The organism is Chitinophaga sp. HK235 (genome assembly GCF_018255755.1).
Classification (GTDB): Bacteria; Bacteroidota; Bacteroidia; order Chitinophagales; family Chitinophagaceae; genus Chitinophaga.
This window is the reverse complement of sequence record NZ_CP073766.1, coordinates 1,950,814-1,974,151: the sequence shown is the minus strand read 5'-3', so window position 1 is coordinate 1,974,151 and position 23,338 is coordinate 1,950,814. Positions and strand designations below refer to the sequence as shown.

The 23,338-nt window shown below is 48.6% G+C and carries 18 protein-coding genes; 4 read left to right on the top strand and 14 right to left on the bottom strand.

Going from position 1 to position 23,338, the window contains the following annotated elements; all coding sequences use genetic code 11:
- The first annotated feature begins 53 nt into the window (after positions 1-53).
- Genes KD145_RS06240 through KD145_RS06230 form a run of 3 tightly spaced genes read left to right on the top strand, consistent with a single transcriptional unit; the run spans position 54 to position 6,389 of the window.
- On the top strand, positions 54-5,615 hold the full coding sequence (locus tag KD145_RS06240; RefSeq protein ID WP_212005046.1) for a fibronectin type III domain-containing protein: 5,562 nt from the start codon (positions 54-56) through the stop codon (positions 5,613-5,615).
- A 4-nt stretch (positions 5,616-5,619) separates the two neighbouring features.
- On the top strand, positions 5,620-6,090 hold the full coding sequence (locus KD145_RS06235; RefSeq protein ID WP_212005045.1) for a hypothetical protein: 471 nt from the start codon (positions 5,620-5,622) through the stop codon (positions 6,088-6,090).
- Between the two features lie 14 nt (positions 6,091-6,104).
- Positions 6,105-6,389: a hypothetical protein gene (locus KD145_RS06230; RefSeq protein ID WP_212005044.1), complete on the top strand. Its 285-nt coding sequence runs from the start codon at positions 6,105-6,107 to the stop codon at positions 6,387-6,389.
- A 60-nt stretch (positions 6,390-6,449) separates the two neighbouring features.
- Here the strand turns inward: KD145_RS06230 and KD145_RS06225 are convergent, their stop codons facing one another.
- On the bottom strand, positions 6,450-6,926 hold the full coding sequence (locus KD145_RS06225; protein WP_212005043.1) for an SRPBCC family protein: 477 nt from the start codon (positions 6,924-6,926) through the stop codon (positions 6,450-6,452).
- Positions 6,927-7,265: 339 nt separating this feature from the next.
- Here KD145_RS06225 and KD145_RS06220 point away from each other — a divergent pair, with 339 nt between their 5' ends.
- Positions 7,266-8,120 (top strand): beta-propeller fold lactonase family protein, encoded by an 855-nt coding sequence (locus KD145_RS06220; RefSeq protein ID WP_212005042.1) that lies wholly within the window; start codon positions 7,266-7,268, stop codon positions 8,118-8,120.
- A 2-nt stretch (positions 8,121-8,122) separates the two neighbouring features.
- Here KD145_RS06220 and KD145_RS06215 read toward each other — a convergent pair whose 3' ends face one another.
- The 13 genes from KD145_RS06215 to KD145_RS06155 form a co-directional block, all read right to left on the bottom strand.
- Positions 8,123-8,890 (bottom strand): DUF1295 domain-containing protein, encoded by a 768-nt coding sequence (locus tag KD145_RS06215; protein ID WP_212005041.1) that lies wholly within the window; start codon positions 8,888-8,890, stop codon positions 8,123-8,125.
- Positions 8,887-9,861: an NAD-dependent epimerase/dehydratase family protein gene (locus KD145_RS06210; protein ID WP_212005040.1), complete on the bottom strand. Its 975-nt coding sequence runs from the start codon at positions 9,859-9,861 to the stop codon at positions 8,887-8,889. Before KD145_RS06210 ends, KD145_RS06215 begins: the two co-directional genes overlap by 4 nt.
- Before the next feature lie 340 nt (positions 9,862-10,201).
- Complete coding sequence (locus KD145_RS06205; RefSeq protein WP_212005039.1) at positions 10,202-12,355, bottom strand: multicopper oxidase domain-containing protein; 2,154 nt, start codon at positions 12,353-12,355, stop codon at positions 10,202-10,204.
- Positions 12,356-12,438: 83 nt separating this feature from the next.
- The gene (locus KD145_RS06200; RefSeq protein WP_212005038.1) at positions 12,439-12,927 is read right to left on the bottom strand and encodes a DUF3347 domain-containing protein; all 489 of its coding nucleotides are present in this window, start codon (positions 12,925-12,927) and stop codon (positions 12,439-12,441) included.
- A gap of 27 nt (positions 12,928-12,954) precedes the next feature.
- Complete coding sequence (locus tag KD145_RS06195) at positions 12,955-13,167, bottom strand: heavy-metal-associated domain-containing protein (protein WP_212005037.1); 213 nt, start codon at positions 13,165-13,167, stop codon at positions 12,955-12,957.
- A gap of 115 nt (positions 13,168-13,282) precedes the next feature.
- Positions 13,283-14,338 (bottom strand): iron-sulfur cluster-binding domain-containing protein, encoded by a 1,056-nt coding sequence (locus tag KD145_RS06190; RefSeq protein WP_212005036.1) that lies wholly within the window; start codon positions 14,336-14,338, stop codon positions 13,283-13,285.
- Positions 14,339-14,364: 26 nt separating this feature from the next.
- Positions 14,365-16,638, bottom strand: coding sequence for a heavy metal translocating P-type ATPase (locus tag KD145_RS06185; protein ID WP_212005035.1), 2,274 nt, complete (start codon positions 16,636-16,638; stop codon positions 14,365-14,367).
- A 77-nt stretch (positions 16,639-16,715) separates the two neighbouring features.
- A complete protein-coding gene (locus KD145_RS06180; protein WP_212005034.1) occupies positions 16,716-17,117 on the bottom strand; it encodes a helix-turn-helix domain-containing protein in 402 nt (133 codons plus the stop codon).
- 153 nt (positions 17,118-17,270) lie between these two features.
- Positions 17,271-18,578 carry an ATP-binding protein gene (locus KD145_RS06175; RefSeq protein ID WP_212005033.1) on the bottom strand — a complete coding sequence of 436 codons (1,308 nt, stop codon included), beginning with the start codon at positions 18,576-18,578 and terminating at the stop codon, positions 17,271-17,273.
- A gap of 127 nt (positions 18,579-18,705) precedes the next feature.
- On the bottom strand, positions 18,706-19,032 hold the full coding sequence (locus KD145_RS06170; protein WP_212005032.1) for a hypothetical protein: 327 nt from the start codon (positions 19,030-19,032) through the stop codon (positions 18,706-18,708).
- Between the two features lie 433 nt (positions 19,033-19,465).
- The gene (locus KD145_RS06165; protein ID WP_212005031.1) at positions 19,466-20,461 is read right to left on the bottom strand and encodes a c-type cytochrome; all 996 of its coding nucleotides are present in this window, start codon (positions 20,459-20,461) and stop codon (positions 19,466-19,468) included.
- Positions 20,462-20,492: 31 nt separating this feature from the next.
- On the bottom strand, positions 20,493-21,623 hold the full coding sequence (locus KD145_RS06160) for an aryl-sulfate sulfotransferase (protein ID WP_212005030.1): 1,131 nt from the start codon (positions 21,621-21,623) through the stop codon (positions 20,493-20,495).
- 59 nt (positions 21,624-21,682) lie between these two features.
- Complete coding sequence (locus KD145_RS06155; RefSeq protein ID WP_212005029.1) at positions 21,683-23,323, bottom strand: RagB/SusD family nutrient uptake outer membrane protein; 1,641 nt, start codon at positions 23,321-23,323, stop codon at positions 21,683-21,685.
- Positions 23,324-23,338 lie beyond the last annotated feature (15 nt).

Below are 23,338 nucleotides of genomic sequence, written 5' to 3'. Positions count from 1 at the left end.
GAGTTAGTATTAAGATGTATCGTATTATCCGTATCCTATGCCTCCTGCTGTGCATGTTTACAGTTAAAGAAACTGTAGTAGCCCAGCAATATCCTGTTACTGCCAGCACGCAGATTATTCCGCCTTATAGTGTATATCTTCCGGATTATACAGTACCGGGCAGTGACAAGCTACGGGTGATACTGGTACAAAACGACCTGACCAAGCCCTCTTACGATGTACGGCTGCAGATGACTGTGGAGCGCAACGGTACGCTGATCATGCGAACGGCACCGGCTTTTAATCCACGCCCGCTGACGCTTAATGCCGGCGTGCCCACCATCATCAGCGGGACTGATCTGGCAGATTATCTCAACACCAATAATATTGAGTTCAGCGGCGGTTTTAGCCGCGACAGCTACGAACGTACCCGTTCTCTGCCGGAAGGCTCTTACCGTATTACCTTCACAGCCTTTGATTACCGCCGTCCGCAGGTGCAGGTAAGTAACATCGGCGCCAATATCTTTTTCTTCCAGAAAAACGACCCGCCCCTGTTGAACATGCCTATCTGTGGCAGCCGTGTGGAGAAAAGGGACCCGCAGTTCCTTACATTCAGCTGGAGCAGCCGCAATACGCCCAATCCACTGGATGGCGGAGGCACAGAATATATTTTCTCTCTCTATGAAATAAAACCCAAAAACAGCAACCCTGATTATATCGTCCGCAGCACCCGCCCGATCTATACCATTACCACCGAACAGAATACCATCGCCTATGGCCCGGGAGAACCGGCGCTGACAGATAGCATGGAGTACGTATGGATCGTACAGGCCCGCGACAAAAGCGGCCGTGATATGTTCAGCAACCAGGGACTGAGCCAGAGCTGCCGGTTTACCTACCTGGGCAACAATCCTTTTGAGACTAACAAAATCGGTAAACCCACCCTCTCCGGTCAGGCTACCGGCGAAAGAACGATCAGGCTCTCCTGGCAGCTGGCTTCTGACAATGTGAATTATAAGGTAGATGCCTACCGCGTACAATACCGCGCCGCCAAAAAGGACGGTGTGGAATACGACTGGCGTACAGCCGAATCTCCGCGTGATACTGTCCTCAATATAAACAGCCTGGAACCGGGCCGCAGCTATGAAGCCCGGCTGCAGTGGCTCGTGGCCGGCGTGTACGGCCCCTTCAGCGACATAGTAACGGTAACGACTAAACCCTCCCGCACTTTCACCTGCGGTGATCCGGCACTGTTGCAGACGCCACAGAATAATACGCCACTGCCGACAGCTATTGCCGGCAGCATCTTCCGTATCGGCCACTTTGACGTGATGCTCACTGAAGTAACCGGTGGTGATGGTGTTTTCAGCGGCCGTGGTAAAGTGATTACACCAGGCTTTGGCACCGGTATGCTGTTGCAGTTTAACAGGATATCTGTAAATACTGACCTGGTAGTAACCCGTGGTGAAATGCAGGCCGTAACAGACGGTATCGACAAATTCGTGAACGACGCTGTAAAACACCAGCGTGGCGGCGATGAAGTAGGGCAGGTGAAAACCGGTGATATCGTTCCGGATATCACAACCAAACTGCATCTGTTCACCAAAGAAAGCATCGTAGTAGATACCGATAAAGGCACTATCACCCTGAAAGATTCCAATACCGGGAAGGAAGAGGTGATCAACTATAAAGAGAAAGGAAAGGCTTTACCGCTGGTGATAGAAGATACTGATGGTAACCTTTATAATGTAGATAAAAATGGTAAGGTAACGTCAGCGGGTACACGTGATAAAGGACTCGCGGGCAACCCGGCAGCACTGGCTGCGCTGAATACACTGGATCTGAGCAACGGTATGATCACCTTCTCAGTGAAAGACAGCAAATACGCCTTCGATAGCTGGAAAGACAGCTATTACGGTAAACCAGTACTCGACAGCAGTTATGAAAAACTGGCCGATGGCCGTTACCGTGTTAGTGCCAAAGCCATCGTTCCGGGTGAGCAGGACCAGGTAATCGCTACACTGGTCAATGCAAAAGACATCGACAGAAGTAAGATAAAATTTGTAAGCGGCAAGGGTATTGCTTATCCTGCTGATTCCACTAAAGATGGATTTATCATCACGCTGACCGGCGGCCCTGCCGGTGATGCGCAGGAAGTATATGCTGTATACACCAAAGGTGGTAAATACATCAGCATGGGTAAACTGCTGGTGGCCAGCTATGCGGCCAAACAAAAACGGGTGGTACTGGTGCCGGTAGGTTACAACACAAACGTATCTGCAGATGTCATCAGCAAAGCCCTGAAAGATGCTTATGAAAAGATTGGTATCACGTATACCGTAGAAACGGATACAAGCTTCCGCGCTAATAAAGACTGGGACCTGAACAAGGATGCCATACTGCAGGACAGCAAAAGCGCCTTCCTGGGCAATGGTTTCACCGGCGAGGAAAAAGCCATGCGTAAGGCTTACAGCAAAACCCACAACATAGATAAGGATGCTACTTACCTGTTTGTGGTCAACGAAGCTGCATTGACAGATGGTGACCTGTTGGGTAAAATGCCGCGCCAGAGCCAGTTCGGTTTCATCTTCATAAAAAATGCCACTGCTGAAAAAATCGCCCGCACGGTAGCGCATGAAACCGGTCACGGTGCCTTTACGCTGGAACATACATTCAGCGCAGGTATCGGACTGGATAAGGGTAGCACCGATAACCTCATGGACTACAATAATGGCTACAACCTCCTGAAGTACCAGTGGGACGTAGTACATGATCCGGGTCATGTATGGGGCATTTTTGAAGATGATAAAGATGGTCAGCTCTTCAGTGGTGACTATATCCGGGTATCGGACTATTTGCTGAAAGATATAACAGACAAGGATTACATCGAAGACGGGAAAATCGGATATGTGACCCCTGATGGACAGATTATCCGGTTGGAAAGAGACGTGAAGGTATCCTTCGGTGGTTATCTCGAAGTAAAAGCAACGGGAGAGAAATCACCATTGTCCAAAGAAGCGATCGGTGTGGTGACAGCTTTCTACAAGGATAACCAATACTGGATGGCCTATTTCGTGAGTGGTAATTTTACCGGCTACTACGATGCCGCCCAAAAGAAATATGACCAGATAGAAACTACCGGAACCAGACTGGTGGTGGCAGGTGTGGAGTTCTCTCCGTGTAAGGTGGTCTTCTATGCGGGCAGGTATACAGCGCAGAAAGCGAAGTATGCTTCTTTCTCTGAAATCAGGTTTGTGGATGATGAGAAGAAAATGATTGGTGTGAAGGAGGTGACCGGTGATCAATGTATTAATTGTACGCTGCCGTTGGAGAAGAAGCCGAAGTCGATACAGAATGTACTGATAGAACTGGCGAAAGATCCTAAGAGTACAGCACTGGATAATCTCGTGGCAGTTGTCAGCGAAGATGACATGAAGACCTACATCTGTCTGGAAGATCGTTTCAGCCTTATTACAAATATTGTAAACGGCTGGAGAGTTGGAGATACGGACGAGATGTCTATTGTGAAGCTGATCAGAAGTACACCGGACAAAGATGCAGCAGGATTGATCGATATGTTTGACAAGAACTACGACTACCTGCTGAGCAAGTTGTTCTATAGTATCGACGGTGCTGAACTGGATGAGTATTTCTCTGCGATGTCTCAGTTGTACTTCCGGTCTAAATCATCGGTGGAATGGCAGAAGGAGTATGACGCGAAAGATGCAAACTATGCTGCCTTCCATAAGGCTTACGGCGTTCGCGATTCCTATTTCGAATATGCCCTGGCCCGCGAGGTGAAGATATTCCCAAGTTATATTTATAAGAAAGAGTGGTATGGAACAGAAAATCTGATTCATTATAAGAAGCCTATTGATGCGGAGCTGTTTGCAAAAGACGGTACTGTATCTGTTGGGTTCAGATATGCGGGGGTAAGCCTTGATCATCCTACTTTCTCCATGCGGCCATTCGAGTTGGTAGAAATTTACTACAACTTGAAGGAGTATCCTGACTCAGCCATGAGCGCCTATCTGCCGGCTATGAGTCTGGCTTATATCGCCAACAAGTATGAAAACCTGGACATCGCTATTCTGGCCAACAAACTCATTGTGACATTGGCTACAAAGCAGATGCTGACTCCGGGAATTACGGCAGGAGCATTTTTATGGGCTACTGTGGATATGGTGGTGGCCAATGGTAACCTTTATATCATCCAGAATGAAGAGCAACTGGCCAAATCAGAAAGTGGTAAAAAATTCGTAAAGGCATGGGAGAAAGTAAATACCTATGTGCTGGTAGCACAAGGTGCCCGTCTTTATTATGGTCTTGCTAAAAACTACCTGGAGTATACCGTTGCCCTTAAAGAGATGAAGGCGGCGTACAAGGAATATGAGCTGACCGATCTGAAGGCATTGCGGGAAACGAATCCGGAGCTGGCAGCCAAGCTGGAATCTTTTGGCAGGGATGGTATTCGTCAGCTCGACAACCTGGAAGCGGATTATGCATTGCAGTTACAGAAGGAGGCTGATGATGCAGCTGAAGTAGGCCGCAGGTCAGTCGCGCTGGGTGAGGATGTACAGGATGTGGCACAATGGCTGAATAAAACCGGTGATGGTAATGTTTATCTGGTGGTGCATGGGGAAGAAGGTAACTACTATGTTATCCATAAGGGTACAGAAATTCCGCTTACACATCGTTCCCTGTCCAAATGGATTGAAAGTCAGGAGGACCTGGCCAACAAACGGCTGGTACTGTTGTCCTGCGCGGATCTCGAGACAGCGCAGCATCTGAGCCGGAACATGGGCAGAGAGCTGGTGGCTAATGAAGGTGTCGTGACTGTATTTGAGAACGGCGGTATCAAAGTAGAGCAGCAGTTCAGGCTGCTGACTCCTAAAGGCAATGCATCCGAAGCACCTGTCTTTAATCTGTCTACGAAAGAAGGGGTTGGTAAGTTTGTGCAGCTCGGTAAGAACGATAAGATAATCATTACGAGAACTGTAGATGAAGCAGGTGTCACAACGATAACCAAATCGAAGGGTAATAAATCCTGGTCGGTAGGAGCGTATAAAAGAGGAGAGTATCTGCTTGTAAAGCCCGCTAATAATACTGAACTTTTCGGAGGTAATAGAATTAATGTAGCAAACGGCAGAACAGTAACGGTTACAGGTATATTGGAAGATGTTAACTTAGTGGCCGATGCAGGAAATAGAGACATCGCAAAGATGCAACCAAACTATGGTGCTAATCCAGGTGGTATCAATATCCTCAGATCAGGTAAGTGGGGCCAGATTCAGAGTGACCTCGAGTATCTGAAAGAGCAGAAAGGGATCACTGCCTATTGGGACGCTGTAACTGAGGAGTTCTGGGAAACTGCCAATAAGCCGTGGATAGATGCGGCTATTGCACGCGGAGATGAATTCAGGTTTGTTTCTGATCCAAATGATATGAGAAGCCTGTTTGTAAGGGATAAGGTTACCAAACAGTATGCTTACAGGATGAATGAGAATGGTGCCCCGATTTTGGAGAATGATCAGAAGGTGTTGGTTAAATCCATTTTCTCAAGAGAAATAGAATACCTGAAAGCAAATGGATATCGTATCTTGGAAAACCGTACGGGGGCCGTTAAAATAAAGTAAGAATATGGAAGAAGAAGAGTATTATGATCCACCAACGTTTTTGACAACAGAGCTGGTAGCCGAAATAATGGCTGAGTTTGAGTGGCCAGCCTCTTATATCCTGGAGGATAGCGGGTTAATGGTGGAGGTTAAATTTCCCAGGTGTACGCTTTTTATACAAGAGGGGTTTGACAGCGACCTGGAACTACGCTTTTCCACTGCAGATACACATACCAGATATAGTCTGTCCATAACACATGCCCTCACTTATCTGGTTCCGGAAGCAGAAATGAATCCTGACTTCAAACCTCCAAAGCTGGATACCAACATTGGAATATTTCCCACTTTACAAAAAGTAGAGTCGGGTACGAGAAACCTTTGCCTTCTGATGCAGGCTTATCTACTGCCTTGCATTAAAGGAGACTTTGGCTGGGTGGATAAATTGAAGGAAGATGTAAAGGGAACACCCACCTATGATACTATGTTTTTCGAATAAGAAAACAAGACAAAATGGATAAGCCCATACTGTATGTAGACTTTAATGAGATGCTGGAAGAGAATCTGGTGCTGCTTTCGCAGACAGATATAAAGCTTGATAGCCATGGAAACGAAGTCCTTATATTTGAAGGGAAACCGGTAACGGTGTATATGGATGATATAAACGAACACGGTGATAGAGATAATCTGATTGCCAGTGGGGTAGTGGAGAGAAATAATACAGGGCTGTTTCCCGTCTGCAAGTGGAACTGCAGAATTGATCATAACGGGATACGACGGGAAAGTGATATAGACTGACTTTAATAACACGTATCGCAAAGGAATTCCTTTGCGATACGTGTTTATTTGACAAGTATTTTACTGCATAGTCGCCAATGCTGCTTCCAGTTTGTCCAGTGTTTGATTGGCTCCTTCCACGGCACCATACTCCCTTACTACTTTCTCAAGTACTGCTGCAGAAAGGAAGATGCTGCGCATCGTCAGATGGGTTTTGCCTTCCTGTTCTTCAAAATGAACATCCACCTCAAAGCGGTCAGGGTCATTATCAATCCCGGAATCATGCAGATAGGCCAGCCGATAGGGTGGTTCCACTGCGGAATAGGTAATCCTGTTTTCAAAATCCTGTCCCTCTGCGGAATGCATGGTATACCGCCATATGCCACCAGGGCGCACATCAATCTCATGAAATGTATTGGTAAATCCTTTTGGCCCCCACCATTTGATCAGGTATTCCGGTTCTGTCCATGCTTTAAAAACCAGCTCTCTTGGAGCGTCGAAGGTGCGGTGGATCACCAGTTCCCGCGTAGCAGTAGCGCTGTCATTTTTTGTCGCCATGTTTTTTATTTTTTTGCTTGAAGTTTTCCGGGATAATTTTGTAAATGGCGGTCCTGCTTAGGTCAAAGTTGTCTGCCACCGCATTTACATTTAATGATTCAGTGGCAATCAATACCTATGATCTCTCTCCTCGTTGGATCGGCTATTGCCTGAAACACATCTCGTCTCATAAGAATATGCAACCTTTTTGGTTGTGCAAATATATGCAACCATTTGGTTGTATGAAATTTTTTTCCGGAGATGGTTAACGGGGAGAGCATTATGTTTTGTGCAGGCGCTTTGATAGTTTTGTCTGCACATTTTTAAATCACTTCCCTTGTTCAGAAAATATTACCTGTTGTGTCTGCTGGTGTTATATACGCTCTCTGCAAAAGCCCAGCATATTATCTGTTTATAGGCACCTATAACCGTGATAAAAACAAAGACGGCATCTATATTTACCGCTTTGATCCGGGCAACGGCTCCTTACAACAAACGAGTTCCGTCAGCCAGGTATTAAATCCCGCCTACCTGATACCATCGGCCAGTGGTCACTACGTATACGCCTGTACGGAAGCGCAAACACCCGGAGCGGGGAGCGTCAGCAGCTTTGCCTTCGATCCTGTCAACAGTAAGGCTACATTCATCAACAGTCAGCCCAGCGGAGGTGAAAACCCGGTTTATCTGACAGAACACAACAGCCGCCAATGGCTGGCAGTGGCTAACTACACCAGGGGAGCACATCGGTATTTCGCCTTCCATCCCGGCCTGCCATATGCCTATTGTATAGAAGAGCTCTCTGGCATGGTGTCTGTCTACCATTACCAGCACGGGCGGCTGGACAGCCTGCAGCGTATTTCAGCGCATTATAAACGCCGCGCAGACATCGACTACAGTGGCGCAGACATACACATTTCTCCGGATGGCAGCTTTTTGTATGCCTCTACCAGAGCGTCAGAAAATATCATCGTGATTTATAAGATAGATCAGCAAAAAGGAACGCTGACCAGGATTGCCCGTCAAAAGACCGGTGGCAACCATCCCCGTAATTTTGTAATAGACCCTACCGGGAAATACCTGCTGGTGGCTAATCAGATGAGCAACAATGTAGTGGTGTTTGAACGGAATACCGTTACCGGCCTGTTAAAAAAGACCGGTAACGAACTGAAGATGCCGGCTCCTTCCTGTCTGCAGATAAAAGCGTATGCCCTTTAACGTTACCATATAAAAGGCAGCAGTATCCGGCGTTGTGCAGGGTAGGCCGGAAACTGTTGCCGGTACCAGCGTTGGTTAGCCACGGCTCTGGGTACCAGGTTGGCACAGGTCCAGATAAAGAAGGCCAGGGCGGGTGCGCTCCAGGTCAGCAGGGCATAACCGCCCCATTCAAGAATCTCGCCCATCAGGTTAGGAGAGGTGATATATTCAAAAATGCCTCCCTGTGGGAGCTTGTAGCCGGTTTCTCCCTTCTTGCGCAGATGTATCAACCGGTAATCAGCATACCAGTTTACCGCTATGCCTGTCACAAACAGCAAAGCCCCGGCTATAAAAGGAAAACTGGTCAACCAGTTGTCGGGATACTTCGCATAATCAGCAAACCAGGCGCCCAGCAGGGAGCCGTTGATTGTATTAAACAGCATGGCAGACAACATAATTACCAGCGGCATCTTTTTACCACGGGTGCGTATCATCAACGGATACACGAAACTACGGTGCAGGTAATGCACCAGAAACATCCCGGTCATCACCCCGGCAGGCGAAGTCCATTGAACAGTGGTAATAGGTTGCCAGGCAAAGAAAGATACCAGCACGGTAGTTTCCATGAATATCCAGCCCAGTTTGTTACTGACCATAGGCCCCCACTTATCCGAGGTGTAACGGCCATAGGGAGCCTCCCTTTTCAGCAGATAGAGTGCGGTAATAACGCCGATGGCTGACCAGCAGGCGATGAAGAGGTAATATTGTTGAAGTGAAAGGTATAGGCTCATGACAACATTTTATTTTCCTTAAACCATTGAACAGTGTCTTTTAAAGTAGTGGCCAGGTCCGCTGTTCCGAAACCGAGATCCCGCCGGGCTTTGCTGCTGTCTATGCTGCGGTTGCTACGGATAAGGTTATATACCGATTGACGGGTGTAGTAGGGGGCGCCGCCACTGAGTCGTGCATAGTACCGTACCAGCGGAAGCAGTCCCATCACCAGCCATATGGGTAATACGGGCAGGGATACACGTTTTCCCCGGATTTCTCCGATATGGGCAGCAAGCGTTTTGAGAGTAGTCCATTGTCCGCTCAGGATATATGCTTCCCCGGGAATGCCGGCTGTCAGCGCCCGTACAATAGCTGTGGCCACATGCCGTACATCCACAAAATCAACGCCGCCGGGAAACAGTGCCGGAATATTTCCCTTGTAAATCCGGATCACCGCATCTCCCACCAGTGAAGGGCGCCTGTCAAACGGTCCCACCACTGCCGTTGGTGCCAGTGCGATCACCTCCAGCCCATCACGGTTATAGTTCATGGCAATCTGCTGGGATACTGCCTTGGAATGGTCGTAGCCATAGCGCATCCCCTGCGTAAAAGGACGGCTTTCGTCCATCTTCTCTTCATAAGGATATTGATCGTAGGCGGTGATGGAGCTCACCAGCAGAAAACGTTTGGCGCCGCTTCGCTGTGCAGCTGCCGCCAGCAAACGGGTGGATTCCGTATTAAAATGGAAGGCTTCCCTGTCAGGCTGGTCACTCACAGAGATAATGGCCGCCATATGTATCACCGCATCCATACCGGAAGTGAAGGTCGTTGTAAATTCAGGGTCTAACAGTGAACCATATACGTAAGTAATGCCGGTAACTTCCCGCTGCGCAGAACGGGCATGTATCCGTAGTTGGTGTCCTTCGGCCAGCAGTATAGGGGTCAGCACCGATCCTATATAACCTGTCGCACCGGTTATCGCGATTTTCATAGCCGAATATATAAAAAATAAAAATCCCAGGGCTGAAGCCCTGGGCTAAAATTGTTTGAGAAGATCTTTTAGCAAATTCATACAATACTAATCAATACGTCCTTATTTCCCTGGGCCAAATTGTTGTCGGCTAATTAATCCCATATCAACCAATATCTAAAAAGAGAACATCCCCATTTTAAACCCCCGTCTTATTCCCACAACAAAAATAGCCCTGGGCCAAATTGTTGTCGGCTAATTAATCCCATATCAACCAATTTCTAAAAAAGAACCTCCCTATTTTTAAAACCCCCGTCTTACCCCTACAACAAAAATAGCCCAGGGCTTCAGCCCTGGGAATTTAATAAGAGAGCGTAATCCCCGCGCCAAGGCCCATGTCGCTATCGTAGTGGGTGGAGAGTGCGAAATGGCGCGTGAAGATGTAACGGAAGCCAGCCATATATTCCCGGTCGGTATTGACCATAAAATTGAACCGCAACCTTCTTGTGATGGGTACGTCATCGCGCATCAGCTGTACACGCAGGCGGCCGTCGGTATCGATGGAGGCGTCGGCGAGGATGAGCATGGGTAGGGTATACTGAACGCCGAGGTGTAGTACCTGTCTGAAGTCCTTGGTATTCTTTTGGCCGAAGAGGTTTTTTTCGTCTTCTTCCATTTTGCGGTAGCGTACATCCCAGCCTACGTAGCCAAACAGCCATTGCATTTTACCGAAGTAACGTCCGAAGTGGGTCTCATTTTCATAGCCATGTCTATCGTTGAGGCCTATACGCCATTCGGCGGAGAGGCGGTAGCGGGTATTGGCCAGCATGATTTCACCGTCGCTGCCATTGCTTTCCAGACCTACCTGACCCATCAGATGCAGCATTCGGTCATCTTTTTTGAGCATACGGTATGCCATTGCGGGATCTGGTACCTGCGGATTGGGAGGGGAGTCTTCATAACTGAATACCCGGCCCATGCCACTCATCATGTGGTAGAGGATATGGCAGTGAAAAAACCAGTCTCCGCTTTCGGTGGCGGCAAATTCAATCGTGTCTGTCTCCATGGGCATGATGTCCAGTACGGTTTTGAGCGGGGAATATTCCCCCTGACCGTTCAATACTCTGAAGAAGTGTCCATGCAGGTGCATCGGGTGACGCATCATGGTGTTGTTATAGAGAATGATGCGGACGTTTTCGCCTTTTTTGATCAGGATTTTATCCGCTTCAGACACGGTTTTGTTGTTGATGGTCCATACGTAACGGTTCATATTACCGGTCAGTTCAAAGTTCAGTACTTTGGTAGGACCTTCGGGCAGTGTGGTTTTTTCCGGTGCTTTGAGCATGCCGTAGTTGAGTGTCACGATATCGCCGGCGGTAGAATCGGGTTCTGTGATCTCTGGATACATCACGGTGTTCATGTCCATCATCTGATTGGTCATCATCATGCCGCCGCTGGTGTCGAGGTTACCATTCATGAGCATCATGCCGTTCATCATTTTCATGCCTTCGAAATACTTGAGTTTGGGCAGATGACGGGCGGCTACTTTCTCTCCGGATCCCAGCCAGAAGGAGGTGCTGTTGGTTCTGTCTTCTGCGGTAGCCAGAAATTCATAGCTTTTATTGTCGGGGATGGTGACGATCACATCATATGTTTCGGATACACCTACCAGGAGACGATCTACTTCTACGGGTTCTACGTCGGCGCCGTCATTGGCTACTACGGTGAGTTTGCCGCCGCCGTAGCCGAGCCAGAAATAGGTGGAGGAGCTGCCGTTGATGACGCGCAGTCTTACTTTATCGCCGGCTTTATAGGTGGTGTTGGAAGCGGTAGGCTGACCGTTGGTCAGGAAGCGTTCGTAGTAGACGTCGCTTACATCCATGGCGTTCATACGTTTCCATTCGTTGTTAATTTTAGTGCCGAAATAACCTTTTTTAACGGCTTCTGCATAACTCTGGGTAGAGCCTTTTTTGATGGCAAACCAGTCGCTGGCATTGTGCAGCATACGGTTTACCTGGTGCGGATGTATATCGGTCCAGTCGCTGAGCAGTACTACCTGTTCCTTCTCAGGGACTGCGTTTCTTTTATGGAAAACGATGGAGCCGTACATGCCGCTCTGTTCCTGGAACATGGTGTGACTGTGGTACCAGTAGGTGCCGTGTTGTACCACCGGGAAACGGAACTTATGTGTTTGCATGCCTTTGATCGGCTGAGTAGTAAGGTAGGGGACGCCGTCTTCCTGATTGGGGAGGATAAGGCCGTGCCAGTGGATGGAAGTTTCGTGATGAAGGGTGTTGTGCACATATATCTCAGCAGTGTCTCCTTCTGTGAAATGCAGGGTAGGACCGGGAATGGTGCCATTGATAGCGAGTGCATGCCTGGTTTTACCGGAATAGTTAACCATGGTATCGCCTACATAGAGATCGTAGCGGATGGTTTTGGGTTTGTCATCAGATTGTGCAGAGACAGTGTTGTAGGCGATGAAGAGAAGGAGGAGTGCGAAGAAATGTTTCATAAGAAGTGATTATCGCGCGGAAGCGCAAAACAGTGTAGTAACAAGGGAGAGCAGACATAGCCACTCTCCCTTGCGAAAAAAAGTTATTTGATGGTATCGTTGATCTTACCGCAGGTAAGCATCTGGTTGCCATAGTATGGATTTTTGATGGCGGTACTGCTGCTGAGCCAGTAGGCTTTTTTCATGGGGCAGTAGTCCTGGTATACCGGTTGGGCAGACAGTTTTACATCTTTGGCCAGCTGGTAGATATTGTCAGACAATGTTTTGAAATATTCCCTTTGTTTGGCCAGGTCTTTGGAACCGGAGATATTGGAAGCGTCGGTGATCAGCTTCTCCTGCAGGGCCATGTAGGCGGTATGTGCAGCAGGACTCATAGCTTTCATGTCTGCGCCTTTGGCGGCCTGTACGAAGGTAGTGGCTGCAGTGGCTGCACCAGCGGTATTACCGCTCACCAGCGCATCTTTAATGTTATAGTAGTCTGTTAACAACGGTGACAGTTGTTTGTCCTGTGCCTCACTTTTGAATTGAAATAAGGCGGTGAACATGGAAGCAAGGAGGATGAGTTTTTTCATGGCAAATATATTTTTTAGGCGATTTTTTTAGGCGATGTTTTCAGCTTTGTAACCTGCACTTTCGATGGCCTGGCGTATAGCCGCTGCATCTACTTCGTGAGCAGAAATGGTCAGTACTTTGTCGGGTGACAGAAGATCTACTTCCCAGTTATCTGCACCAGCAGTGGCGTTTAATCCCGGAGTCACTTTTTCTATACAACCTGAACATTTAATATTGGTTTTGAATTGTACTGTTTTCATCTTTTTATTTTTTAATGTGGTTGAAGTGTTTTGTTATTGTTGATGATGTAAAATTACGCCGGGCTCAGGGCTTTACTGTTATACAATTGAGTAATCGTTTTACATAATTATGTTGTTATTCCCCGATCTCTACCGTAACCTCATCGTCGAGCGGAAAGCTCTGGCAGAGCAGTATATAGCCGGCTTCCAGCTCTTCTTTCCGCAGGCTGTAGTTTTGCTGCATATGTACGCTGCCTTTGGTAAGTCTGGCGGTACATCTGCCGCAGGTACCGGCTTTACAGGAGTAGGGCAGTGGTATCCTCTCTTCCAGGGCGGCCGCCAGGATGGTTTGTCCGGGTTGTACGTCCACCAGGTTGCTTTGTTCGTAATAGTGCAACAGTACTTCCTGGTTGCTGTCGGGCAGCACAACGGTAGGAGTGGTAGCTTCCGGCGCAAACCATTCTTTTAGTATATGCGTTTCCGGTATCCCCAGTGCGGTCAGTGCTTCCTGGTGCATGTTCATCAGTTCGGAAGGACCGCAGATGAAAAAGTGAGGAGACGTCTCCGCACTGCCCATGGCCTGTTTTACCAGTTTTTTGATGATGATCCTGTTAAGCCTGCCAGGCAGGATATCCTGCGGATCGTTGTCAGTAGCCGTATGTCTGGATAAAACATACCGGACCTGGATATTGTTGTGCTGTGACTGCCAGGTATCGAGGGCTGGTTTGAAGATCGTTTCTGCTACTGTACGGCTGGCGTAGAGCAGGGTGATCCTGGTTTCCGGCTGCCGGCTGGCGATAGATCTTGCGATGGAATACAGGGGTGTGATTCCGCTGCCGCCGGCCAGCAATACCACATGTTTGTAAGGCGTAATATCGGCTGCCGGTGTAAAAGAGCCATAAGGTCCGTCTATCTCCCAGCTGCGGATGGTTTCGGCTTGTGCGGTAATGTGGCTGCTCATGAGGCCTCCGTCTACTTTTTTAACGGTAATGGCTGGATGAAGATCTGTTTCGGGCGCGGAGCTAAGGGAGTAAGACCGTGTTACCGGCCGTTCATCAATCGTCAGTGTGAGATTGATGAACTGGCCGGCCTGGTAATGGAAGGTTTCCCCACGGGTATCGAAAATAATAGTAACAGTGTCTGTTGTTTCCCGGATGACTTTTTGGGTGTACCAGGTATATGTTAAAGGCATGTTGTTGTTTTAAGAATACGGATGGATCAGAGTTTAGCTGTTTTCAGCCGGAGGCTGTTGGAAACAACACTTACAGAACTTAAGGCCATGGCGGCGCCGGCAATCATCGGGTCCAGGAGGAAACCGTAGGCAGGAAACAGGATACCTGCTGCCACCGGTATACCGATGATGTTGTAGATGAAGGCCCAGAAAAGGTTCTGTTTGATGGTGCGGACTGTTTTGGAAGACAGTTTCAGCGCTTTGGGAATGCTGTTCAGATCGGAGGTGATCAGCGTCATTTTAGCCACGTCCATGGCGATGTCAGAGCCTTTACCCATGGCGATGCTGACGTCTGCCTGTGCCAGTGCCTGGGAGTCGTTGATACCATCACCAACCATTGCTACGGTTTTACCTTCTTCCTGCAACTGTTTTACAAAGGTGGCTTTATAGGACGGCATTACTTCAGCGGTATAGTGGGTGATGCCTACCTGTTTGGCCACAGCTGCTGCGGTCTGCTGGTTGTCGCCGGTGAGCATGTATACTGCGATACCCTGACGTTGCAATGCGGCGATGGCGGTAGCGGAACTTTCTTTGATTCTGTCGGCGATGGCTACTACGGCCAGTATCTGTTTGCCGCTGGCGTAAAAGATCACGGTTTTGGCTGCTGCCTGCAGGTTGCCGGCGGTGGCCATAGACTGGCTGTCCAGCATGACACCGTTTTCTTCCAGCAGTTTTTTATTACCTGCGAGATAGGTCTGGCCTTCAAATACACCTTTTACACCCTGACCGGTAACGCTTTCGAAAGAAGTCAGGTTAACCGGCTGAACGCCTTCCTGTTGCAGATGCTGAGCAATAGCGGCTGCCAGCGGGTGTTCTGACTGTTGTTCCAGAGAGAATAAAACAGACTGGATGAGGTTATAATCAGGATGATTGTTGTTATACAAGAGGTCGGTCACTACTGGTTTTCCTTCAGTGATGGTACCGGTTTTGTCGAGGATGATGGCGTTTACTTTATGTGCCAGTTCCAGGCTTTCGGCATCTTTGATCAGGATATTGTTTTCGGCGCCTTTACCTACGCCCACCATGATGGCGGTAGGAGTGGCCAGTCCGAGTGCACAAGGGCAGGCGATCACCAGTACTGTCACGGAAGTGAGCAGGGCATGTGTGAAGGCGTTGTCTCCACCGGCAATGATCCAGGTAAGGAAGGTAAGGATGGAGATACCGATGACTACGGGAACGAATATACCGGCAATTTTGTCTACCAGTTTTTGTACCGGCGCTTTACTGCCCTGTGCTTCCTGTACCATTTTGATGATATGTGCGAGCAGGGTGTCAGCACCTACTTTGTCTGCCTTGAAGCGGAAGCTGCCTTTCTGATTGATGGTGCCGGCAAAAACGCCTTCCCCTTCTTTTTTCAGTACAGGCACGGGTTCGCCAGTGATCATACTTTCATCTACATAAGAGTCGCCGGCAGTAACAGTACCATCTACTGGTATTTTTTCACCGGGTTTCACCAGCAGAATGTCGTTTACTTTTACAGTAGAGATGGGCACTTCGCGGGTGTTGCCGGAAGCGTCTACCAGCAGTACGGTTTTAGGTTGTAGTCCTATCAGTTTTTTAATAGCGGAAGAGGTGTTGGATTTCGCTCTTTCTTCCAGCAGTTTACCAAGAGAGATAAAAGCGATGACTACCGCGGCTGCTTCAAAATATACGTGGGCGTGCAATCCGCGCTGATGCCAGAATTCCGGATACAGGGTGTTGAAGGCACTGAAAACCCAGGCGATACCGGTACTCAGGGCTACGAGTGTGTCCATGTTGGCTTTACCATGACGGGCTTGTTTCCAGGCGTTGATAAAGAAACTACGACCCAGGTAAAACACCACTGGTGTGGCGAGTGCCATCATGATCCAGTTGCCATAAGGCATGTCCATAAAAAACATACCGATGATCACGATAGGGAGGGAGAGCGCAGAAGCCCAGATGGTCCGTTGTTTCACTTCCTGGTAATGTTTCTGCTGAGCTGCTTCTTTTATTTCGTCCTGGTTTTCTCTTTCAATGACGATGTCATAACCGATAGATCTTACTGCATCGCGTAATTGTTCGGGTGTAACAGCGGCGGGGTTGTATTCGACCCAGGCGCTCTGGTTGGCGAAGTTAACGCCGGCGGCTTGTACGCCTTCTACGGAGCCGAGTGTAGACTCCACGCTGATGGCGCAGGCGGCGCAGGTCATTTCGAGTACAGGAAAGGTTTCTTTGATCAGTCCTTTTTTATGTTGATGGCCAGTGGCCCTGGATGTATGATCGAGTGTTAAAGTATTCATAGTGGCTAATTTTTTACAAAGCTACCGGTTACATACCGGGGGAGTGTTATATGATTAAGGTGGAGTTGTATATAATTTTAAGATGGTTTGCCTGGCATATCTTTAATAGACAGCCTGGACTTCCGGATTTCCCTGAAATAGCCCGTATTGAGGCCTGTATGGGCCTTGAAATGGGCCGCCATCTGCCGGGCATGCAGAAAGCCCAGTTTGGCAGCTATTTGTGGCAGGGTATCATTACTATATACCAGTAATTCCTTTATTTTCTCAATTCGCAGGTTTTCTATATACTTTTCTAATGTAATGTTTTCCTTTGCCAGGAAGGTCTGGCAGAGGATGGAATAGTCGAGCTGCAGCGCTTGTGTCAGCTGTTCGGCCAGACTGAAATTCTCCGGAAAGGAAAAATCGCCGGCATATATTGTTTCTGCCTGCTGTTTGATGGCCAGGGCAATGGCTTCAGGTGTGGGTGTTGTATGTTGCATGCTAAATCAGTATGTGGATAGATAACAAAGGTGACTGATCAGCAGGAGGGAAGCGTTATACAATTATGACAAACACTTATAAAATTTGGCAATGGTGATATTTCCCGCTGGGATGAGCGGGGTATTGGGTTATTTTGAGGGAAATGTTATCGGTCAGACTTTACCTTCTTTTACCAGTTCAAGATGGATGGCTTCCTTCAGGTCGTCGTCTGAAAGCTCCAGGCGCTGGTCACCAAAGAGTTTCAGGCAGCAGCGGAAAGCAATGCTGTTGATATTGGCGCCAGTCAGCTCATGATGCCGGGAGATATGTTCCAGGGAGATAGATTCCGCCAGTTTTATTTTGTCGGGAAAGGCGCGGCTCCAGAGGAGGTATCTTTCGGAGGGGGCTGGAACAGGGAAGTGTACGATGTTCTGTAGCCGATGGAGGAAAGATTCATCCATGTTCTCTTTATAACGGGATGACAGGATGATGAGGCCCTTATAGGCTTCCATACGTTGAAGCAGATAATTGGTTTCAAGGGTGGCGTATCGGTCATGTGCATCCTTTATCTCTGTTCTTTTACCTAACAAGGCGTCGGCTTCATCAAAAAACAGGACCCAGTTTTTTTGTTCTGCCTTGTCGAAGAGATGGTTTAGGTTTTTTTCTGTTTCATCGATGTACCTGGAAACGACCCTGGACAGGTCTATCCGGAATACTTCCCGTTGGGTGTTTCGGCCCAGGAGGGCTGCAGCCATGGTTTTTCCGGTGCCGGCAGGGCCATGGAACAGGGCGCGGTAACCCGCTCTGTTCCCGGATTTCAGCTGCCATTCGGACTGCATGGTGTTGGCATATTTCAGCCACTGTGTTATTTCCTGCACCTGCTGCATGGTGTTGTTATTCAGTACGAGGTCGTTCCATTCCTGACCGGTGGAAATACGTTCAGCCATTCCCGTGGGGAGCCCGGAGCGTTGTTTGTTGCCGGTCAGCCAGTGAATAATGGTTTCTTCCAACAGCAGCAGCCGTCCGGACATGGCTGGTGCTCCCGGAGGTACGGCTTCTATACGGAGAATACCCTGCCGGAAGATGCTACCTTGTAATAGCCTGTTTTGAATGGCTACTCTGGCATCTGTATCATTGCCGGCGAGGATAAATAACAGTGTTTCACCGGTAGGCAGTAAGCCCCTGTGGTAAAGGTTTTTTACGCCGCCAATAGGGATGAAGTCACTGCCTTCCGGAATATACTCCGCAAGGATGTCTTCCAGAAAGCCGGGTTGCAGATGAGGTACCAGTGCCAGCAACAGGCTTATCAGTTCTTCCCTGCCTGGCTGGACTTCATCTATCCAGGTGGCAAAAGGAGAGCCATCCTGCAACACAGGAGCATCGCCCATGGTGAGGCTGCTGGTATGGCCGAAGTGGACAGACAAACGGGCGTTGATGAATGCCCGGAGATAGTGTAGTGGTGTGTGGAAAGAGGTCGTCATACGATAAAATAACAGGTGATATGGATAGCTGTGCTTTTATTGGTTTTCCTGGTATCGTGATTACCCGGCTGATAATAATACTCCTGTATTGGCATGATTAGGTTCGAACACAACTGCGTCATGGTCTTTATATGAATCCGTGAAACAGGGTGACAGGAGGAGAGGCCCTGATGGGCGCCTGTCTTAAAATATCAGGATAGGTGCTGCTGCCGACCATGGTCAGCAGGTTGCCAAATACAAGTCTTCCATTGTAAGCAATTACCAGGAAGCTGCTGTGAGATTTCGTAGGTGCTTCGACGTTAGAAAGAAATGTAAACCCTACCCTGACGTTTGTATAGCTGAGATGACTAACCTGTTTTATATAGGTACTGGCTGCAGTAGTCTTCCCCGGTGGCTGGCGGAAAAACGTCGCTGCAACCCGGTGCACGAACCTGTACCAGATCGTATGTAACATTGCTGTCAGCATATTTATATTGATACCTGTATCCACGGTATGTACTTTGTCGTTACAAAACAATGTTCCTATCGTTTGTCTGCAATATGGTTTTGTCAATTGTTTCAACACTCCTATCGATGTTGGTTACAATAATGATATGGTCATGTCTTGTCACAAAACAATGTCTTATCGATGTATGACAATGACATGGTTTACATAAATACTGTGTGAAAAATCTGTCTCTCTCCTGGTTTACTGGGGGTATTCACTAATCTTAGAGGTGTTGATAAACAAAACTGCCAGAAAAAAATGTGTGGTTAAAATCCGGCAATTAAGGTAGACATTAATTTACTTACAGCCAAATTAATTTTGTGGTACAACAAAGCAAAAAGCTTCCCACAAACCGGGGAAGCTTTTTATAGCAGGCATAGAATAGTGTCAGGAATCCGAATCAGTATACGGCTTTTAAACCTTTGTTTTCCCAGTAGCGGATGATTGGCTGGAATGGGCCGTACTTGTGTTGTTGGGCAGAAAAGGTGTCTGCAAAAGGACCTTTGTCGTAATCGATGGCCTTTTCTTCCTTGTACGGATAATCGTAGTTTTTAACATCGGGGCGTGGGTGGATGCTGTCATCATTTACATAGGCCGCGATATCAAGTGCTTCTTCATCCGTCAGGAATGGTTTCTCCCACGTTGCTTTATCATATGGCATATTGGCTTTCAGCCATTGTGCCTGTTTGATGACCCGGTGCATACTGGACCCTGGCTGATAACCGTACGGGCCCCACAGCGGCGGATAAACGTAAGTCAGCCCCGCAGCCTGTCCTGCTCCTTCCGGCCCATGACAGCGGGCGCAATGCTGCTGGTACAAGGCTTTGCCTCTTTCCGGGCTGGCAGCCCCGGCAGGAAAGGTGATATCCAGGTTATGTCCTCCTTTATAGGAACGGTCCTGTGCTACAAAACTATTGATCCACCTGAAGTAAGACAGGAAAGCCACCATCTCTTTACTGTCCAGCGGAAGGGGCTTGCCGTTATGCGGCCGGGTAACGCAGTTGTTCACCCGCTCTGCCAGTGTCAGCACCTTACCTTCTCTGGCCCTGTACTGGGGGTACTGCGCATGTGATAACATCAGGTTAAATGAAAATGGTTTCGTACCACCATCCTGGTGACAGTTGGTACAGTTCATCCGGTTGCCCAGGTATTTGCCGCTAACCCCTTCCGGGCCTATGTAATAGGCGGTGTTCATCATCAGCGCACGGCCATAACGCACCATCTCCCCATATTTGCCGGCCGGGATGGCACTGGTGTCTGCCCGGGGCAACAATGGTTTGTCTGCCGGCATGGGCACCGGTACTTTGGCACTGCTGCCATTGTTGCACGACCAGATTATAACTGCGGCAGCTGCTATCAGAAAAGCACCTGTACGGAGATCGTTTGTTTTGATCATAAGTGACATTTTTTAAGTGTCGTATCGACAATCAATTTCGAAAGGTATAGGGAAGTAGGGCCGATGCGGAAATAAACTCCGCGCGATAAGGAATGAAGGTGCAGCGCAAAGTCCACAGCGGCTGGCCCTTCCTGTCTGTAAGTATCACGGTATTGCGCCGGGAGCAGCACTGCAGCACATGGTTATGGTCTACCAGATAAGCACTGCCCATCCGTTCATTAAAAAGGTAAGGGGGCAGAACGGCCTGCATCGTAACGCTGGCCTGCCTGCTGCTGTCATTGAGCCGGAAAGCCAGTGCCTGCGATTGCTGACGGGAAGGGCCGTTGTCAAACAACATCAGGTCATTTTCAGCATTGACATGCACAGCATGCCCCATGTCAAAAGCGCCGGCAGCGGGGATCGTAAAGTCTCCGCCTTTGCCAAACTTCCACATCACCTTACCGGTCCTGGCATTCAGTTTCCATATCTGACCATTGTTGTAAAAAGAAATCAGGTAGTTGCTGTCTTTATCATAACTCAGACTGTTGGCATGCATCCAGTCGTGCCGGGTACGGAGGATGGCTGTATCAGCAGTAGGTTCCAGCTCATCAAACACCGTCCACTGCCAGAGCCGGTGCCCCTGGCGGTCCATCATCACAATACCGTCACTTTTAACGGTGTCCTGTTCACTGCCTCCCTGTAAGGAAAGGTCCATGATTTTCGTTATGCTGGTCAATGCTACAATATTGTCGCCAGCGGTCCGTAATACTTCATGATGCACATCACTGGTAAAATCCTGCTGCCCTTTTTGCAGATGCAGCAGCGTGTCGCCATGGAGGCTTATTTCCAGGATCTCGTTGCCATAGCTGGTAGGATATTCCTTGCTGCCAAGTATACAGAGGATAGTTTGCTGTGCGGTGAAATGCGCTGTTTTAAACCCGGTGCCTTTTACCTGATGGTACCATACAATTTTGCCATCCGTATTGACCAGGTATATCATGCCGGGTTCATCACGCTGGTTGAGCAGCAGGTATCCATTACGGAAGCTGGCTGGCAGTTCTCCGGCCTGATGGCTGGCTTTCAACAGGTCCTGCAACGCAGGAGGGATATCCATTTTAATCTGTACAGTGTGGGCAGTACATCCGCTGATGATCAGCAGCAGGGATAGCAGTAGTCTTTGCATCGATGGAGTATTAATGCAAAGTATGGAGCACGGGGCTCCATACTTTGAAGGTGGGCATATTATTTCCAGAGATCATTCTGTGTGGCTTTGGGATTGGAGTTCAGTTCCCCGGCCGGTATTGGTAATACATAATGTCTTGCCTTGAAGCTGCTGGCACCCTGTTTATCTCTTGCCAGGAAGAGCGCTCCCAGCTGCGCAGCAGACTTGTTCCATCTTCTGAGATCGTATATCCTGTTTTGTTCGTAGAACAGTTCCAGTAGTTTCTGGTGGTCCGTTTCCGCTATCAGCTGATCGGGGCCGGGCAGATCTGTGGCTGTTTTGGCTGTGAGGCCAGCTCTGGTGCGTATGAGATTGATGTCTGCGAGTGCCAGGTCGGGATGACCATTGCGGGCGGCTGCTTCGGCATGCATCAGTAATACTTCGGCATAACGCATCACACGGTAGTTGGCAGTAGAAGGCGTAGCGCCCCAGTAGTTATCAGCATCGGCCACATTACGCCAGGCACCTGTATATTTTTTAATCAGGAAACGGCCGTAGGTCACAGTGTCCAGCTGGGTACCAGGATAGAGCAGGAGAATTTTTTTATGGGCAGAACTCCATAGTTCATCAAAGGTTTTCCCGTTGTACCAGGTTTGGTCTGCTTCACCCAGGGTGGAATGTTTCCACATCAGCGAGGCGTACATTCTTTTATCGAATTTGGTATCGGAACCTGCCGGACGTGGTTCTTTGACGAACTGGGCCACCAGATAGTTGGACGGGAGATATTTAAACCATCCGCCACCGGCAGGAGGGCCGATAAACTGCGGGATGTAGTTGTACATGGGCGAATTGGTGGTTTCTGCACCCCAGGGGCCATATGGATTTCCCAATGGTGCGGATACCCATTCGAAGATGGATTCTTTGTTGAATTCGTTGGCGTCGGTGAAGTTATCCTCGAAATTGTCTACCAGTCCGTAGGCATAGGGTGCTTTACTGAGCAGGGCCAGGGTGCTTTCTGCGAGCGGGTAGTTTTCCATGAAGAGATAACTTTTACCCAGGAAGGCGATGGCGGCACCGCTGGTGGCGCGTCCCATTTCTTTGGATGTACGGGCTACAGGTAGTTTGTCTTTAGCGGCAGAAAGATCGCTGATCACTTGCTGCCATACTTCTTCCTTACTGCTGCAAGGGGTAGCGTAGGCGTTGGTTGTTTCTACCGGTGCAGTCCTGATAGGTACGGCACCCCAGTTGGAAGCCAGTATAAAATAGGAAAGGCCGCGGAGGAATCTGGCTTCTCCGATATATATTTCTTTTTTGGCAGCATCAATAGGTACCTGATCTATTCTGGCCAGAATTAGGTTGGCGCGGTGAATGCACTGGTAGGTTTTTTCGAAGATGTCGGTCGCATCTTTGTTGTTTTCATCATTGGTGAAAGAGGCGATGGCCCAGGTGGGTGGTTCTTCGCCAGGGATGGTATATACATCGTCACCAAGGGCGTTGATGTCCTGTATACCTGTAAAGGCACCCCAGTAGCCGTACAACGGTAGCCGGAGCGGGCTGTAGGCGGCTGCCAGCGCCATACTCAGACTGTTTTCATCTTTCCAGAAATTGGTTTCGGTGATTTTATTGGGATTATCCTGTGTGAGGAAGTCGTGTTCATTGCAGCTGCCGGCCAGCGTCATCAGCAAGGTGAGCGCCCCGATATATTTAAATGACTTTTTCATTGTGCAACATTGTTT